Source organism: Symmachiella dynata (genome assembly GCF_007747995.1).
In the GTDB taxonomy this organism is placed as follows: Bacteria; Planctomycetota; Planctomycetia; order Planctomycetales; family Planctomycetaceae; genus Symmachiella; species Symmachiella dynata.
Genome location: NZ_CP036276.1, coordinates 6,189,472 through 6,205,789, shown reverse-complemented (window position 1 = coordinate 6,205,789; position 16,318 = coordinate 6,189,472). Strand labels below are relative to the sequence as shown.

General features: G+C 55.8%; 15 protein-coding genes. 9 read left to right on the top strand and 6 right to left on the bottom strand.

Annotated features, from left to right (window positions below):
• Positions 1–92 precede the first annotated feature (92 nt).
• The 5 genes from Mal52_RS23580 to Mal52_RS23560 all read left to right on the top strand — a co-directional run bounded on the left by Mal52_RS23580 (position 93) and on the right by Mal52_RS23560 (position 4,714).
• Positions 93–482 (top strand): hypothetical protein, encoded by a 390-nt coding sequence (locus tag Mal52_RS23580; protein ID WP_145378969.1) that lies wholly within the window; start codon positions 93–95, stop codon positions 480–482.
• Between the two features lie 200 nt (positions 483–682).
• Complete coding sequence (locus tag Mal52_RS23575) at positions 683–1,015, top strand: hypothetical protein (RefSeq protein WP_145378968.1); 333 nt, start codon at positions 683–685, stop codon at positions 1,013–1,015.
• Positions 1,016–1,144: 129 nt separating this feature from the next.
• The gene (locus Mal52_RS23570) at positions 1,145–2,836 is read left to right on the top strand and encodes a lipopolysaccharide kinase InaA family protein (protein ID WP_145378967.1); all 1,692 of its coding nucleotides are present in this window, start codon (positions 1,145–1,147) and stop codon (positions 2,834–2,836) included.
• Between the two features lie 53 nt (positions 2,837–2,889).
• Entirely contained in the window at positions 2,890–3,888 is a 999-nt protein-coding gene (locus Mal52_RS23565) for a DUF1570 domain-containing protein (RefSeq protein WP_231962427.1), read from the top strand.
• Between the two features lie 148 nt (positions 3,889–4,036).
• Entirely contained in the window at positions 4,037–4,714 is a 678-nt protein-coding gene (locus tag Mal52_RS23560; protein ID WP_145378966.1) for an NYN domain-containing protein, read from the top strand.
• A gap of 145 nt (positions 4,715–4,859) precedes the next feature.
• On the opposite strand, the gene rpsT is transcribed toward Mal52_RS23560, so the two are convergent.
• On the bottom strand, positions 4,860–5,111 hold the full coding sequence (rpsT, locus tag Mal52_RS23555) for a 30S ribosomal protein S20 (protein WP_145378965.1): 252 nt from the start codon (positions 5,109–5,111) through the stop codon (positions 4,860–4,862).
• A gap of 255 nt (positions 5,112–5,366) precedes the next feature.
• On the bottom strand, positions 5,367–6,794 hold the full coding sequence (locus tag Mal52_RS23550) for a tetratricopeptide repeat protein (RefSeq protein WP_145378964.1): 1,428 nt from the start codon (positions 6,792–6,794) through the stop codon (positions 5,367–5,369).
• Between the two features lie 616 nt (positions 6,795–7,410).
• On the opposite strand from Mal52_RS23550, the gene cobA reads away from it, so the two are divergent.
• Together cobA and Mal52_RS23540 are read left to right on the top strand one after the other, a co-directional pair.
• Positions 7,411–8,934 carry a uroporphyrinogen-III C-methyltransferase gene (gene cobA, locus Mal52_RS23545; protein WP_145378963.1) on the top strand — a complete coding sequence of 508 codons (1,524 nt, stop codon included), beginning with the start codon at positions 7,411–7,413 and terminating at the stop codon, positions 8,932–8,934.
• Between the two features lie 65 nt (positions 8,935–8,999).
• On the top strand, positions 9,000–9,947 hold the full coding sequence (locus Mal52_RS23540) for a VanZ family protein (RefSeq protein ID WP_145378962.1): 948 nt from the start codon (positions 9,000–9,002) through the stop codon (positions 9,945–9,947).
• A 7-nt stretch (positions 9,948–9,954) separates the two neighbouring features.
• Here the strand turns inward: Mal52_RS23540 and Mal52_RS23535 are convergent, their stop codons facing one another.
• Both Mal52_RS23535 and Mal52_RS23530 read right to left on the bottom strand, forming a co-directional pair.
• Positions 9,955–10,371 (bottom strand): hypothetical protein, encoded by a 417-nt coding sequence (locus Mal52_RS23535; RefSeq protein ID WP_145378961.1) that lies wholly within the window; start codon positions 10,369–10,371, stop codon positions 9,955–9,957.
• 52 nt (positions 10,372–10,423) lie between these two features.
• On the bottom strand, positions 10,424–11,677 hold the full coding sequence (locus Mal52_RS23530) for a hypothetical protein (protein WP_145378960.1): 1,254 nt from the start codon (positions 11,675–11,677) through the stop codon (positions 10,424–10,426).
• Between the two features lie 177 nt (positions 11,678–11,854).
• On the opposite strand from Mal52_RS23530, the gene Mal52_RS23525 reads away from it, so the two are divergent.
• Positions 11,855–12,856: an aldo/keto reductase gene (locus Mal52_RS23525; RefSeq protein ID WP_145378959.1), complete on the top strand. Its 1,002-nt coding sequence runs from the start codon at positions 11,855–11,857 to the stop codon at positions 12,854–12,856.
• A gap of 64 nt (positions 12,857–12,920) precedes the next feature.
• On the opposite strand, the gene hpnH is transcribed toward Mal52_RS23525, so the two are convergent.
• Positions 12,921–14,036, bottom strand: a complete 1,116-nt coding sequence (hpnH, locus tag Mal52_RS23520; RefSeq protein WP_145378958.1) for an adenosyl-hopene transferase HpnH — start codon at positions 14,034–14,036, stop codon at positions 12,921–12,923.
• A 272-nt stretch (positions 14,037–14,308) separates the two neighbouring features.
• On the opposite strand from hpnH, the gene Mal52_RS23515 reads away from it, so the two are divergent.
• Positions 14,309–14,971 (top strand): tyrosine-type recombinase/integrase, encoded by a 663-nt coding sequence (locus Mal52_RS23515; RefSeq protein ID WP_145378957.1) that lies wholly within the window; start codon positions 14,309–14,311, stop codon positions 14,969–14,971.
• 39 nt (positions 14,972–15,010) lie between these two features.
• Here the strand turns inward: Mal52_RS23515 and Mal52_RS23510 are convergent, their stop codons facing one another.
• Positions 15,011–15,811 (bottom strand): hypothetical protein, encoded by an 801-nt coding sequence (locus Mal52_RS23510; protein WP_145378956.1) that lies wholly within the window; start codon positions 15,809–15,811, stop codon positions 15,011–15,013.
• Between the last annotated feature and the right edge of the window lie 507 nt (positions 15,812–16,318).

The following is a 16,318-nucleotide window of genomic DNA, read 5'->3' as shown; positions in this document are numbered from 1 at the left end:
CGCACCGCCCTTCGGATTGACAAAATCTCCGAATTCCCCTAAACGAACAGCCGCTTTTTGATCGGTTGGGCTCGTTGCCAAGGGTGTTCAGGATGAATGTCAAAAACCTCATCGTGCTGGCGTCATTGATTGTATTGCTGACCGGGTGTGTTCACTTCGGCCAACAACACCTCACGTGGACTGACGTGCAGGAAACGGCCATCGTGAAATTTCATGATGGAACCGTCGACAGGAATATCATTCGGATTCCGGTCACGGTCGAATGGTTATCCGGCGACTCATTGCAGGTCTTGGATTTTGACGCCACGTATAAGAATAAGGTCGTCGAGGTCACGGGAGAATTGCGACTGCCTGATGACCGCTATCCGGCGAAAAAAGAGCTCATTGTCTACACCGACGGTTCCCACCCCGATGTGATCACAGTCGTCTACAAGAACCCCAACGGTGAGACCGAGGTCATTCAAGATATTTCCCTCGAATGACCTGTTTGCTGTGATACGGCTATCGAAAAATGCCCGGTTTTGAGATAACGCGCGGTCCCGAATCCCGTCTTGCCGCAGTTGCCCGATTTTGAGAGAATCCGCCCCGTTTGCCGGACCGGGATCGGCGTCTAGAACGCTTAGACCCGTCGGAACATCACTGTTTTCAACGATTCGCTCATTGCATCAAACGGACATAAACTATGCGCCGATTAATCGCCGTAGTATTTGGAGCCATGCTCGGCGGAGGCTTGGTCTTTGCCGCTTTTGAATATCATCTCGTCCGCACCGATGAGACGTATCATTTGGTTCCCAAAAAGCAGGCGGGATTGACCGACGCCTATGTCGACATCCGCGATTGGCCGGCTTCCCAGTGGAACGAACATACGACTTTGGCTGAGAATATGATCGCCGCCGGTCATGGGGATTTGGTGGGTGGATCGATCGCCAGTGGACTGATCAACGACATCATTTCCCCATTTCAACAAGACGCATCCGAAGCGACTCAGCGTTGGTGGAATTCCAAACCAGAATAATCGTCCAGTTGCATACTCACTAAAAAACCGATTTCCCAACCTCATCCGTCCTCTCCCCATCCGCGCAAGAAAAACCGTCTCTTCGTGACCTCCCTAAAAACCTCCCTCAGATCTTCGCCCCGGCTCCGCATGTCCGCAGCGCCGCGCGAAACGACATTCGCGACTGTGCGATGCGGTGACACGCATTGGCAGATTCGTAGCGATCTGCAGCAGGAGTTGTTGGATGCCCACGGGTTGCGGCGGCGCGAATGGGAACAACAGCAGCGGGTGGAAGTGATCAAGACCGGCGCCCATCGCGAAGTGATTCGCCTCGACACCGCGGCGGGACGGTTTTACATCAAACATTACAAAGTCGCCGGCATCAAACCGTTTTTGCAAAACGTGATCCGCCCTGCCAAGGCGGTGTTGGAACAACGCATGGCGGCGCGGGTCCGTGCGCTTGGCATTCCAACGTTCGAGACGGTCGCTTGGGCGGAAACGCGCAGCGGCGGTTTTGTGTGGGACAATTACCTCGTCACGCGAGAAATCCCCGGCACGCAGCCGCTCGATGGGTTCCTACGCACGCAATTTGCCGCAATGCCAACAGCTGATGCGTCCTTGTTTCGCCGTAGACTGGCTGTCGAGCTGGGACGATTCACTGGAAAACTCCATGACGCGGGTATTGTCCACCGAGATTTTCACGCGGGAAATATTCTGATTCGCGATCAACCAGCAGCGCCGGTGCAACTGTGGCTCATCGACCTGCATTGCGCGCACATTCAAAAATCGTTGGGACTGGAAGCCGCGCAACAAAACCTGGCGATGCTGCACCAATTCTTCGCCACCCGCTCCACGCGCGCGGATCGATATCGGTTCTTTCGTGCTTATTGCGCACAGCGGGGACTTTCCGGTTCGGTGAATTCAATGGCACGTGACGTGCAAGCCTGTTGTTCGCGCCGTGCGCAGCGGCATTGGCGACGCAAGGATCGCAAATGGCGGCAAGGGACAAGGCATCTGGTCAAACTCCGCGTCGGTTCCCAGCGGGGGCGCGGTCTGACGGTCTTGGGACGCGACGTCGTGCGCGATATCTGCGCACAACCGGAGCACATTTTTGCCGCAGCCACTGCTTGGTACAAACAATCAACGAAGCGCCGCGTTGCCGCTGTTGCCGTTCCTACGATTCCTCAATACCCACGACTATTCTGGAAAAGCCTGAAGCTCCGCGGGATCCTGCCGCTGTTGTCGCAATGGCTCGGACGATCGAGTGTGCGCCGCGCATGGGAAAACGGACACGCGTTGTTGCGGCGCGATATTGCGACCCCCAAGCCACTGTTGTTTGTGGAGTCGGCGCAGGGTTTCGATGTGCGGCAATACCTGCTCACCGAATCGATTCCCGACTCCGCCACGCTGTTCGACTGGCATCACGATCACTTAGTGCGGCTTCCACAGCGGCAACGACGAGAGATCGTTCGCCGCCTGACTGTCGCATTGGCTGGCCAATTGCGATGGCTACACACATGCGGCTTTGAACATCGTGATCTCAAATCCAAAAACATTCTTGTCTCTCAAAACGACAACGATGATCGCACTTGGCTGCTCGATCTTGAGGCAATCCGCCGTTGGCCCCGCGTTCCACGGGACCGAATGCTGCAAAACCTGACACGGCTGAATGTTTCGTCGACGTTTTTGTCGGAAATTCAATTGAGTGACCGATTGAGATTCCTACGTAATTATCTTGGTTCGCGGTATTTCCTTGAATGGAAATCGACTTGGCAAAAGATTGAGGCTCGAACTGGACGAAAAATTGATAAGAACCGTACAAACGGAAGACCGTTAAGTTGATTCGGCGCGGATGCCGACGATGCGTTGTTTCTACACCTGGCAAGGATGCTCACTTGAGTTCACCGCAAGATCACCGGCCCGTATCCCCAATGCGGCCCACAACAACGACCTGCCGCTTCCAACACGGCCTGCGGCAATTGCCAATGGTCTGGTTGTGTGGTTTGACGTTGATTTTGCTCGCCGGTTGCCACTCGGCTGGCAGCGGCAACGGGATCTCTAAATTGATGGGAAAGCGGGAGAGCGATGGCGGACTGCCGCAACGTCATTCCGTCGCCGCTGAACAATTGGTCGTGATGAGCGATCTCAAATTGGGGGCCAAGCATCCGCTTGTGGAAGAATTGAAAGTACTCCGCGAGCAGGTTCACGAAAAACTGCAACTCCCCGAGGACGAAACGGGCGAAAAGGTCACCGTCTACTTGTTTTCCAACGAAATGGAATACCGCAAGTACATCGAAGAGACCTATCCCGGACTGCCGTTCCGTCGCGCCTATTTCATTGGGACACCGGACAAACTGGCCGTCTATACGTTTTGGGGCGACAAAATCCGCGAGGATTTACGGCATGAATTCACACATGGATTGTTGCATGCTTCGCTGCAGACCGTGCCGCTGTGGTTAGACGAAGGGCTTGCTGAATACTTTGAAGTTCCCGGAGTCGAACCGGGCACCGTGAACAACGAGTACGCCGTCCGTTTGGCGCGAGCCGTTCAGAGTGGTTGGCGCCCCGATATCCGCCGGCTGGAACGGCTGGAAAAAGTTGAACAAATGCATCGCGCCGACTACCGCGAATCGTGGGCTTGGGTGCACTTCATGTTGCACAGCACTCCCGACGGCAAACAAGTGTTGTTGGACTACCTCCAAAGTCTGCACGAGACCAGCCACCCCGACTTACTCAGCACGTCGCTGGTGGCCGCATTGCCCGAAGCCGATGCGCGATTCCTGAACTACGTGGCGACGCTCAACACCTATCGCGATTGGCTGTCGACTCCGTCGCAGGAGCAATTCACCGGCACCAAACGCCGCGAAACAGTCTCCCGCGCCAACGCCCCATAGCAGGCTGCCTCGCTCGATGAGATGCGTGGTCGACACGAATCCTGTAGGATTTCTTGCGGGATTCGTGTAAGGTAACGTGACTGCTTACAGTTGCGGTGCCACGCGTGGGCATCCTTTTAGTCATTGCCGCGGGGGAGGGAATCATCTCATGGCGCGAGAGTTCCTGATCATCGACGGCTATAACTTGATGCACGCGGCCGGCATGGCCCGCCCGAACTATGGCCCGGGCGATTTAGAGCGGTGCCGCAACCGGCTGTTGCGATTTCTCAAGTCCGCGCTCTCGGCCGAGGCCCGCCGTCGAACCACAATCGTCTTCGACGCCTGGGAACCGCCGCCCGGTCGACTCTCGGTCTACAGCGTCGCTGGCATGACCGTACAATTCGCTGATGCGCCGGGTGAAGCTGACGCCGCGATCGAACAATTGATCGCGGCACATTCCGCCCCCAAACAGGTCACTGTCATCTCGGGCGACCGCCGCTTGCAACAAGCCGCCTCGCGGCGCAAATCACGTTTCATTGACAGCGAAGCGTGGTACACCCGCTGGGAACACCGCCAGCCGCCAGAGGAGACGCCCCCCTCCCCTTCTCCCAAACAGAATCCCGATCTGAGCGATCAAGAAGTGGATTATTGGCTGGACATATTCGGCGACATCGAAGACGCAGCGACCACGGAGAATGGCCCCACAGAAAGTAGCCGCAAAGACCATGGACGCAGTGAAAGCGACCTCGAGGACGATGACCGCAGAGGCGACGACCTCAGCGATGACCCCATGGATGACCCACAGCAAGGTCTCCCCGATATCATCGACGAAGATTTCCTGGATTGAGAATGCTTCTCAGATTCCGCGCTTGGTGAGAACGCAATCCAATCTGTTGTGGAACGGCGTCTATGTCAGCGCATGCAAAAAGCCGCCCAAATTGTGAGGCGGCTTGATGCCGTTGTCTGTCTTGCTGCTATAGAGCTTTGCTGGGTTAGAGCAGTTTGCTCAATCGCGATTTCATCCGCGCGGCGGCGTTTTTGTGGATCAGGTTTTTGGCAGCGGCTTGATCCAACTTTTTGACAGCCAGGCGAAACTTCTCTTGCTTCTCCTCGGCATTGTCACCCACAGCAGCGGTGCGAAATCCCTTAATCACCGAACGGAGCGATGACCGGGCTATGCGGTTGCGTGAACGGCGCTTGTCGTCTTGTCGCAGTCGTTTCTTTTGGCTCTTCAGATTGGGCATAAGCTTACGTGTTTCCCTCGAAACAATACATCAGCAGTCATTGATATAACAGTCGCTCCCAGAGGGCGACTTTGAATTCAAGTGGGACAGTTTAGCGAAAATTCACACGCTTCACCAGCGTACGACCGGTCTCTCAACATGGAAAAATCAGCAATTTGGTGTGTGGTGAGCCGTTACGGGGCTGTTTCGGGGCCAAATCGACCCTCAGCAGCCGAGAACGGTCCTTCTCGACCGTGACTGCGGTCTTTGAGGAACCTAGCGTTTGGGCCGAGATTGCAGGGCTTCCAGGCGTTTGACCGCATCCCGGTAACCATAATCAACGGCCAGCAACATGCTGTAAGATTTGATCGCAGAGTCAACTTCGTCACTTTTCTCACAAATGGTCCCCAGTAGGTACAGCATCTCCTTGTACATTTTGGGGTTGGATTCGTGGTCGACTTCGGTGATCGCCTGTTCCAGTTGGTGTTGGGCCAGTTGCGGTTTGTTGTCTTTGTTAAAGCACATTCCCAGCCGAACCAGTGCTTCCCCGCGGACCCGCGTGTCGGTGGCCGCCTTTTGCAACAAGGGGATCGCTTTTTGCCATTTGGCAAATCGCATCAAGCGGATCGCCAGTTCCAATTTAACCCGCATATCCGACGGGTAGCGTTGCTCACGTTGGGTGAGAATTTGGACTTCGCGCTTCACAAAATTGGTTTCGAGTTCTCTGGCGCGCTTGGTGTTCTCTTCCGTAGCTTCCTTGTTGGCAAGTTCCTTGGCTTGGACCACGGTTTTGTTGGCTTGTGAGAGCTCGATGTCTTCGAGTTTCTCGCGGATGTTGGCATCGTTGTTCGATAACTTCAACGCGGTATTGAGCATTTCTACGGCTTCGGCCAGTTTGCCGGCGCGTTCGTAGTAGTCCGCAATTTTGAGGTAGTTGTCTTTGTTTTCGGGTTCTTTGCGGATCGCCCGTTTCAAATCGGCTTCGAGAGACATGCCCGGCCCATCAGCCTGTTGCTGACCACTATTGATCCGGGCGGCGACTTCGTGATCCGCCATGACGTCTTTGGTGCTTTGTGCGTCGTCAAAATGGGCTTCATTAATCGTTGATTGGGCGGCAAGTTGACTGCACTTAGAACGCGATTCCGCATCGTGCGGGTCTATCCGACGGATTTTCTCCCAGCATTCGATCGCTTGGCGATAGTTCTGCCGAGCCTCGTATTGTAGGGCCAATGAACGCAGTAGCGCTCTGTTCCCTGGAGTCGCCTCAAGCGCCCGCTGGTACGCGATAATGGCAATCGACTGAAAACCTGAAGCCAAACTCTCGTTGCCCGCATCGGTAGCTGCTTCAGCGCGGGCCGCACAGGCATCGCCCAGATCCTGGTTCAATTGGCCGTCCCAAGGATTGATCGCAAAGCCATCTTCGGCCAACTTGTCGACGGAGTCCCAGTCTTTCATCATGCGGGCTTTTTTGAGCTTCCCCCGCAGTCCCATCAACTTTGCGTTGGCCATCCGGGCGCCCGTGCCGTTGTTTTTGTATTTTTTTTCAGCGGCGCCCCGCAAAGTTTCGCGATACAGTTTGTTGTCAGGCACCAGCCGAACCGCTTGGCGAAACATCTCGATGGCATAGTCCCAATTTGCTTTCCCAAGCGCCTCGCTACCGCGTTTCCAGCAGTCACCCGCAATCTTGTTTTTGTCCATTGCCATTTTTTAGCCTCATCGTTGGGATGCATGATTCGAACTACAAATCGAGCAGTGGGCTCCGTAGAGGATTCTCGACGGGCCGGTATGACCTGCATAAAAAAATATAAGACGTGTCGATTTGTCGTCGGAATCAGTTTCGAACGGACCGCTGCGTCGATACACGGATTATCGAAAATATGAAATCCGCAACGTGCCGCCGGGAATCACCATCGCCAAATCCAGCCTCGCATCGCGCGGCGAATTTGGCAAACAGCGTCGTGTCTGAATCTGCTCAATTAGGAAACAATAAGACTCTTATTCAAGGTGTTGCCCAACCGGCGTTTGTTCACTAAATACAGATTGATCCGCCAGGACAATCACCCGCGAAGGCCGATCTGTCGAATCCGAGCGCCCGATCGTTTTCGCCCGAAGAAAATTGACTTCACAACAGTGCGACGTGACAAATGAGGTGGGTAGGCAAAACCCTTACTCTATTCTACTATAGCTGGTCAGCGTTTCAATAACACTCCCGATTCGAGGAGTGATACACTAGGAAAAGTGTGGATTAAGAATGTGCGAATATTCGCCGCCTAATGCGGGGTGAATAACAATGCGCGGACGCCCGAATTGAGCAATTTTCATGGCCAACAGCGGCAAAGTATTTTTGGTGGGCGCCGGCCCCGGTGATCCCGGCCTAATCACGCTCAAAGCGTTAAAATGCCTGTCTCAGGCTGATTTTGTGCTGTACGATGGGTTGGTCAATCCCCTGTTATTGCTCAACACCTCGGCTGACACCGAGCGCACGTGCCGTTCGCACACCGCGCACGGCCGCATGCTCAACCAGACGGAAATCAATCAACGACTGATTGATGAAGCGCGGTCGGGAAAAACCGTCGTCCGCCTCAAAGGAGGAGATCCCTTCATATTTGGCCGTGGCGGGGAAGAGGCGGAAGCTCTCCGGACAGCGGGAATTGACTACGAAATCGTGCCGGGCGTCACCGCTGCTACCGGCGCCAGTGCCTATGCCGGGGTCTCGCTGACACACCGCAAATGGGCCTCCGCCGTCGCCTTTGTGACCGGACATGAAGATCCGGCCAAGACCGATTCCCTACTCGATTACGCCGCCTTGGCCGCCTTTCCCGGAACGTTGGTGTTCTATATGGGCCTGCACCGACTGGAGGAGATCACTCGCCGGCTGATCGAATTCGGCAAGTCCCCCGCAACACCTGCGATCGTCATCAGCCAGGGAACGACGTCTCGCCAACAGAGTGTAACAGCGCCGCTCAGCGATTTGCCGGCAGCGGTTCGCCAAGCGCAACTGCGGGCGCCTTCATTGATCGTCGTGGGAGACTGCGTTCGTCAGCGGGAAACCATTCGCTGGTTCGAACAGCGCCCGCTATTGGGCCGCCGCATCGGGATTCCGCGTCCCCTGGCACAGGCGCTGCCGGTGGTTGAACAGGCGAATGATCTGGGGGCCGACTGCCTGCTGATGCCGACGATCGACATTCTGCCGCCTGAGGATTGGACTGCGGTCGATGAGGCTATTTCGCGATTGGCGGACTACGACTGGTTGATATTCACCAGCGCGAACGGCGTCGAGTATTTCTTAAGTCGCCTGCGCGAAACCGGCGGCGACATGCGCGATTTGGGCGGACTCAAGCTGGCAACCATCGGACCGGCTACGGCAGCGGCGCTGGAAACGTTTCACCTGACAGCGGATCTGGTGCCACCGGAGTTTCGCGCGGAGTCACTAGCCGCAACGCTCGCACCGCACGTCCAAGGGCAACGGCTGTTGTGGGCGCGGGCAAGTCGCGGCCGTGATGTACTGCCGCAAACGCTCCAGGGTGCGGGGGCAACGGTGGACGAGGTCGTGACTTATCAAAATGTGGATGTGGATAACTTCGATCCGCAGGTTGTCGAGGTCCTTGATCGCGGCGAGGTGGATTGGATCGCTTTAAGTAGCCCCTCCATCGCTCGTCAGCTCCGCCAACTGCTCAGCCCCGAGGCTCTAGGCCATATTGGAAAGACGATTCGATTGGCGAGTATCAGCCCGGTCACAACAGCGGCTGCGCAGGAGGCCGGATTGACGATCCATGCCGAGGCGCGTGATTACTCGTGGCCGGGATTATTCACGGCGATTCAAGAATTTGAATCGGCACGATAAAAAATTGGTTGGAGACGCCGTTGGGCCAAGGCGAACTTCGTGATGAACAGACAACGAGGTGAGTTTTGTTTCAAACAGTGCGGACCGCTATGACGCCCGCCCATCGCCGCATCGCCGCATTGCTGGTGGGGGTGGCCGTTGTATTGCTCTTGCCGTTGCCCCGCGCGAGCCGCGCGATGCATGCCTTGTATGACTTGGGACACGCGCCGTTATTCGGCGTGTTGTCGGTCATGCTGTTTTGGTGGGGGCGAAAAAAGCTGCCGCGGAACGACCTCTTTGCGGCGATTCTGGTTTGGGGCACCGTGGCCATTTTGGGCATCGCCGCGGAATATGTGCAGGGGTTTCTCGGACGATTTCCCAGTTGGCAAGATGTGGCCGCCAATCTATTGGGATCGGCGGCGTTTTTGATTTGGGCCATCTCCTGGAATTGGAAATACCGCGTGCTGCGGATCGCGGCGTTCGCAATCGGGGTGGCCTGCCTGGTCGCTGCTTGGCGTACGCCGGCCATCGAATTGGCCGACACGCTTGCCCAACATCGCAATTTACCGATGCTGGGATCGTTTGAACGTCGATTGGAATTCTCGCGCTGGCAATGGTCGGGCGAGAATTGTGAGTTGGGACAGGCCAAGCGTTGGGCCAGCGACGGCGAAATGAGCATGGCCATCCGATTTAAACCGGCCAAGTATCCCTCGTTCAGCCTGTACTGGCCGATCGAGGATTGGTCGCCTTACCAGGCGCTAACGTTTGATATTTTGCTCACCGGAGCGGAGCCACTGCCGTTGATCGTCAAAATTGTGGATGTCGACCACAACGGCGAAACCAACGATCGATTCCACCGCGCGATCTTACTTCAACCGGGCCTGAATTCACCGCGGATTCGGTTGTCGGACGTCGCCATCGCCCCGCACGGTCGGACGTTGGATTTGCGTCGCATCAAACGGATGCAATTTTATACCGTGGATTTACAAACGCCACGCGTGCTCTTTCTGGATAACCTGCGTCTGGTGCCGTGAGCGGTGGTTATTCCAGCGGCGCTTCCGAAGAGATGCGTTGCAACCACAAAATAATAATTCCCATTAAGACAGCTGGCGGACCTTCGCTGAAAATCCAACCCTTCGGCATTCCCGCAGCAATGGCAATCCCGGTCAGCAGCACGCCGACAACGCAAGCCATTTTGGCCCACATCGAAACCATCCCGCGGTTCTGACGGATGTCGCGGGAAACGTATAGCGTCACGATGCCCAATGTGAAATAGAGTGCCGACAGGGAACGCGTGAGATAACTGACAATCGGCGCGTCGGGCAGCGTCCCCAGCCCCAATTGGCCGTGAATGGCGTTCATCCAATCGTATGGAAAAAACACGGCTGGCAAGGCGAACAGCGCGCCGATGCCAATGATGCGCAGAATGACAAGAATGGCGATTTCAGATTTAGCCATGGAGGAGCGATTTCGTTTTGGCTGTCGGGTCAAAAGTTGTATAGCAGGCAACTTACTTCGTTTGAATACGAATAACATGCAGTTGCCGCGTTCCATCAGCGGTAATGCCCGGAACCAGCAGTGCGTTGCCGCTGCGATTCCAACGGGGAGCGGAGTCGATCCGCAGTGCGCTGCGTGTGTACGGCCCGCGCGAGAACGCCGGCGACCGCAAGGTCAGTCCATCCGACCGGCGGAGCAACACATAACGATTCTGCTTCCCGCCACTGGTCGCATAACCGTTGGCAAACCAATCGGCATGGGGAGACAAAGCAACGTCACCTCCCGGTTTGGGAAAGGTAGTATCGGTCCCAATCTGCCCGATGATAGCCTGTTGGGTGACGTCATAGCGAACTTGCCGTGGGGCGAGGGCGCCGATCACCACCGTGCCGGTATCCCATTCCGGATGCCCGCCAATAAACTGTTGCCGAGTCAGTTGTGTCCCATCGGTGCGAATCGAACAGGGAACATTGACCGCCATCGACTCCCGGCCCACACGGCCACGGGCATAAAAATAGACGAATTCGCCTTCTCGGTTCGACAACGAATGGTTGATATAAAAAGCCGCTTCGTCGCAGTGAGGCGTTTCGTCCCGCAGGTGATCGCGCAGTTGCTGGAATGATACGAGCAATTTGCGTTGACCACTTTCGATATCAACGCGAAAAATCCCGTCGTTGGCCGGCGCCAATTCTGCAGCGGTGGGATCAGCGGCGTCGGGATAGCCGGTCACCGGCCGCAACCGCGCCATGCGTCCGTAGTTGATCGCCAAAAAGAAATCCCCCTTCGGTGACACAGCGCCATTGGCAACCGGTGTCCCCTCAAACCGATACTCGCGGATGCGGGCCCGTTTTTCGATGTCGTGCAAAACCGTAAAAACCCGTCCGGTTTGCGGATCGCGATCGTTGAAAAAGAATTGCGTCTCCGCGTGCCGGGGATGCCAATAAAACATCGTCCCTTGCTGAAAGTTCCAGGCCCGCGTCGTTTCAATGGGCAACACGCGGTTATCGTTCTGGGTGTCGATCAACACAATCTCAGCCGCATCGTCGGGCTGTGGCATACGGTAGTGGAAATCAGTCCGCAGCGCCAGGATGTACCGCCCGCTTTGATTCCAAGGAATCGTCAGGCTTTGGCCGATATAGCCAAAAAAATGATGCTGTGGGCCATGGGTGATTTGCTGTACGTCGAGCTGAAATTCCTCGGCGCTCAGCGAAGCTCCCAGCGAGAAGACCGCACATGCGGCAATCGCGGCCCTAAGATATCGCAGGTTCATCAGGTTCCTTATCAAAGGGCGATGTGAATCGTTTTTGCGTGACAATGGTGCGAGCCGGTTTCATTTTCCGGGCGATCCGCCAATAATGTCAACCGACCCCGGTTTTGTTGCTGTGCTGCCCATCCGGGATTGTTGGATCTGTCAAACCGTTTTCAATTTTTATAAAGCAATCACACCATGGATTATCGTAATCTCGGCGCGTGTGGCGTCAAAGTCTCTCCGCTCTGTTTGGGCACCATGATGTTCGGCGGGCCGACCGATGAGTCGGAGTCGATCCAGATAATGCACCGCGCGCTGGACGACGGCATCAACTTTTTTGATACCGCCGACATGTACAGCGCCGGCAAGTCCGAAGAGGTCGTCGGCAAAGCGATCGCCGGACGTCGCGATGAGGTCGTGTTGGCGACCAAGGGAGGCCAGCCGATGGGAACCGGCCCCAATGATCGCGGGGCGAGTCGCTACCACCTGATGAACGCGCTGGATGCCAGTTTAAAACGTTTGGCGGTCGATCACGTCGATATTTATTATGTGCACGTTCCCGATTATGACACACCGATCGAAGAAACCTTACGCGCGTTGGACGACATGGTCCGTTCCGGTCGCGTTCGTCATATCGCCTGTTCCAATTTCCGTGCCTGGAAACTGAGTGAAGCGCTTTGGGCCAGCGATATTTTGAACCTCAGCAGTTTCGTTTGTGTGCAACCGCTCTACAACATCGTGAATCGCGATATCGAAGTCGAGCTATTTCCGCTCTGCGAAGCACACGGCATCGGCGTTGTCAGTTACAGTCCGTTGGCACGCGGAATTCTGACCGGCAAGTACCGTCCCGGTGAACCGTTTCCCGAGGGAAGTCGGGCTTCGCGCAACGACAAACGGATGCAACAAGCGGAGCTACGCGAGGAAAGTTTCGTCGCTGCGCAGGAAATCACCGGCCATTGCGAACGTAAAGGCGTCGCTCCCAGCCAATTCGCACTCAGCTGGTGTTTGGCCAATCCGATTCTCACTTCGATCATCATCGGCCCGCGAACGATGGATCAGTACACCGACAATTTCGCATCCTTAGAGGTGGAAATCACCGACGAGGACGAAGCATTCATCGACAGCATCGTTCCCCCTGGTTGCCATACCGGCAAGGGATTTCAGGATTCCGCTTATCCCATCACCGGTCGCGGCCGGTAAAGGGTTGTCGGAAAAGACCAATCCCTGGTGGCTGGGGTCGGGCGCAGTCCGACCCCCAGGGCAATCAGCGAGACGAGGCTTCTAGTTGCACCAACTCTTGCGGTTGTCGATGCGGCGCCGGAATCGTCTTCTCCGGTGGCGGCGGGGGTGTGCGGTCGTTACGCCGCGGAGCCCCGAACAGGGTCAGCTGCGCGGTCCGCACAAATCCCCGCAGGCTGCCGAACGTTTGATCGACGGCTGTCGGTTCGTGCCCGCAATGCACCATGCAGTCTTGGCAGTTCGAATTGCCACTTTGAATGCCGTAGTTATCCCACTCCGTGGTCTCCAGCAATTCCTGAAACGTCTCGGTATAACCTTCCTGCAACAGGTAACACGGTTTCTGCCAGCCGAAAACGTTATACGTCGGATTGCCCCACGGTGTGCAGGTGAGGTCCCAATCCCCTTTGAGGAATTCCAAGAACAACGGCGATTGGTTGAACCGCCAGCGGCGATCGGGATTGTCTAGCAAACGGCGAAAGATATTCTTGGTCGTTTCCCGTTTGAGAAAGTGATCCTGGTCCGGCGCTTTTTCATAACTGTAACCGGGGGAAATCATCATCCCCTCGACGCCCAAGTCGGTCATCGCATCGAAGAACGCGCGGTAGCGGACCGGGTCGGCATTATCAAACAGCGTGGTGTTGGTCGTGACGCGAAAGCCTTGTTCAATCGCCGCTTTGACGCCAGCGATCGCCACGTCATACACTCCATCGCGACAGACCGCCTCGTCATGCTCCTCGCGCAGACCGTCGACATGCACCGAGAAGCTGAGATATTTCGACGGCTTGAAGCGGTGCAGATGCTTTTCCAGCAAAATCGCATTCGTGCAAAGGTAGACGTATTTCTTGCGCGCGACGATGCCTTCGACGATTTCATGAATCTGCGGATGCAACAACGGTTCGCCGCCGGGGATTGAGACAATCGGCGCGCCGCATTCATCGACAGCTGCCAGCGCTTTGTCGACCGGCATGTTCTGTTTGAGGATGTCAGAGGGGTATTGAATCTTCCCGCAGCCGGCGCACGCGAGATTGCAGCGGAAGAGCGGTTCCAGCATCAATACAATGGGATATCGCTGCACGCCACGTAGTTTTTTACCCAGTACGTAGGACGCCACGGTCCACATCTGTGAAATGGGAACACCCATTCACGCCTCCTTGCATGATCGAATATTTTCGGCGGATACGGTGCAGAGCATGAATTCCGGTCCGGCGGTTTTTGGGATAACTTGTTGTCTTAGCAGGTATTATCACGTTTGGGCCTGCCTGTCAGCCTTAAAACTGTGGAAATACACCGAGTTGCGGAATGGCGACCCATTCCCCGCTTACTATAACTGGGCGACTTTACGTATCGGAATTGTTGCGATAAGCTCTTCTCGGACATGATGGGGCATCCCGAACCGGGCAGAGGAGGGACTGGATGAAACGGGCGGCATGGGAACTGACACGCGAGAATTTTTTTTCGCTGCCGGAGATTGAACAGTTGAATCGCTATCTCGACGATCAAATCGTCGACGCGACCGGCAAAGCGCTGAATACGGCAGTCCTGGATCGAGTGATCATTACGGGCCTGCTTTATTCCGGTTTGCGCAACAGCGAGTTCTGTCGCTTGACCGTCCGGGACGCGCGACTGGGACCGGGTGAAGCTGTGTTGGAGGTCGTTGGCACGCCCCGGCAAGACCGCACGGTCTTTATCCCGCAATTCCTCAGTCGCCGGATTCAAGAATACATCGCTGAAATCCGACCGGCGTTGTTGAAAGGAGAAGTCGCCTCCAACGATGCCTCACAACCGCTGATCATTAACGAACGCGGACGGCCTTATGAGCGGACCGGCTTGTACCGCCGTGTGGTACGCATTCTGACGGCGGCCGGACTCGGGGCCAAAGCGAGCGTGCAGGTGCTGCGACATACGTACGGCTATCTGGGCTACTTAAAAACCGATGGAAACCTATTGTTTCTGCAACGGCAAATGGGCCATGCGCATCCGATGGTGACGAGCATCTACGCGCAGTTCGTCGAGGAAAACAACGCCGCACTGGCCGAGCGCTTGGCCGAAGGAAACGCGGGCAACGACAAGACTTGACCGGCAGACGCCTTGTTTTTCTCAATTGCCGTCGCCGTCTTACATGCCGCCTGAGCGGGCCGGTTTGGATCCGTCTCCGCTCGAATTCTCCGAATTTGATTTGCGGGATTTGATCGCCAACGTCTGGAGGCTGAGTTCGATCTTGTTCAGATAATCGTTCAGCCCGGAGACGTTCTTGGGAAAGATGAACATCACGCAGACGATATCTGCACCGGATTCATGGAAGTAGACGGAAAACTCCATCGACAAATCATCGACCAAACGTTCGGGGACCACGGACCGTTCGAGGTAGGCCACTTTGGGAACAAACCCCTCCTGACTGTCTTGCGGATAAGTCGATTCATGGAGTGACCCGCTACTGAGGTCGGTGTCCAGTTCGCGATTCAGTATATCCAGTACGAGAGTGCGGAAACCCGAATCATCGGCGTCGGGATTCATGGGGCCCAGACTACTGAGTACGTACATATAGGCCGTGGAGCTTTGGGTATCGCCTCCCACGACTGCGGTCACTGGGGACTTCCAAGCGGCAATCATGCCGGGGAGTTCTTCAAGAAAAAAGGGCGGCTGGCGATCGTCTAACTCGGGGACGATCATTTCTCCATCCGGTCCCTCGGTCGCTTCGGGGGCAGGGATGCGGTCAAATCCGGCGAGCGGCCGGATCTGAATCCCTGTCGCTTCGTCGTGGAAAATGCCCTGTAGATTTTTATTCAGCTTTTCTTTGTGCCGAAACATCGTCGACGTCGCCGCGAGGCGTTCTTCATACTTGGCAGAGCCGCACCCCGCGTAGCCCAGGGCCGCCAACATCAAAAACAGCAGACAGCTTCGGCGAGAATGAGTCATGAGCGTTTGGCAATCAATAGAATGACATTGTCTACGAAATATCGAAACAGCAGCGGCCGGCCATTTGGACCATCGTCGCCGGGTGGCAAGTGCAACCATTCAGCCCCAGATCGTACCATAACGCAAAGCAGAAAGGCAAAGCCTTTCCGGTGGCATACCGACAACGATTGGCAAAGCCGCGCCACCCTGGGAATGAAAGCCGACGTCAAACAACCCCTGAAAGGGTTTTTCAATAGTTGGCCCAACGATGCCGGTGAGCAACGCGTGAACAACCCCTTCAGGGTTGCATATTAATGTTCCATCGCCGACCCAGGGTGCGCTCTCTTCGTTCGCGACCCTGGGCTATGATGTTCAACGCCTTTGGGTAACCTCCTTCGCACGCGTCTTCCGTGCGTCTCACATATGGACGACTAAGAACCGCTCCCCCAACAAGAATTTGGGACTGCGACAATAAATAAACGGCAGTACGATTTGCTTCGCCGAATACCGTGAGCTACGGTTGAATTG

Bases quoted from the DNA above. Each gene is read 5' to 3' on its own strand.
- Mal52_RS23510 (WP_145378956.1), bottom strand. From the start codon at position 15,811: ATGACTCATTCTCGCCGAAGCTGTCTGCTGTTTTTGATGTTGGCGGCC.
- Mal52_RS23575 (WP_145378968.1), top strand. From the start codon at position 683: ATGCGCCGATTAATCGCCGTAGTATTTGGAGCCATGCTCGGCGGAGGC.
- Mal52_RS23535 (WP_145378961.1), bottom strand. From the start codon at position 10,371: ATGGCTAAATCTGAAATCGCCATTCTTGTCATTCTGCGCATCATTGGC.
- Mal52_RS23570 (WP_145378967.1), top strand. From the start codon at position 1,145: ATGTCCGCAGCGCCGCGCGAAACGACATTCGCGACTGTGCGATGCGGT.
- Mal52_RS23560 (WP_145378966.1), top strand. From the start codon at position 4,037: ATGGCGCGAGAGTTCCTGATCATCGACGGCTATAACTTGATGCACGCG.
- cobA (WP_145378963.1), top strand. From the start codon at position 7,411: ATGGCCAACAGCGGCAAAGTATTTTTGGTGGGCGCCGGCCCCGGTGAT.
- Mal52_RS23580 (WP_145378969.1), top strand. From the start codon at position 93: ATGAATGTCAAAAACCTCATCGTGCTGGCGTCATTGATTGTATTGCTG.
- hpnH (WP_145378958.1), bottom strand. From the start codon at position 14,036: ATGGGTGTTCCCATTTCACAGATGTGGACCGTGGCGTCCTACGTACTG.
- Mal52_RS23515 (WP_145378957.1), top strand. From the start codon at position 14,309: ATGAAACGGGCGGCATGGGAACTGACACGCGAGAATTTTTTTTCGCTG.
- rpsT (WP_145378965.1), bottom strand. From the start codon at position 5,111: ATGCCCAATCTGAAGAGCCAAAAGAAACGACTGCGACAAGACGACAAG.
- Mal52_RS23530 (WP_145378960.1), bottom strand. From the start codon at position 11,677: ATGAACCTGCGATATCTTAGGGCCGCGATTGCCGCATGTGCGGTCTTC.
- Mal52_RS23525 (WP_145378959.1), top strand. From the start codon at position 11,855: ATGGATTATCGTAATCTCGGCGCGTGTGGCGTCAAAGTCTCTCCGCTC.
- Mal52_RS23550 (WP_145378964.1), bottom strand. From the start codon at position 6,794: ATGGCAATGGACAAAAACAAGATTGCGGGTGACTGCTGGAAACGCGGT.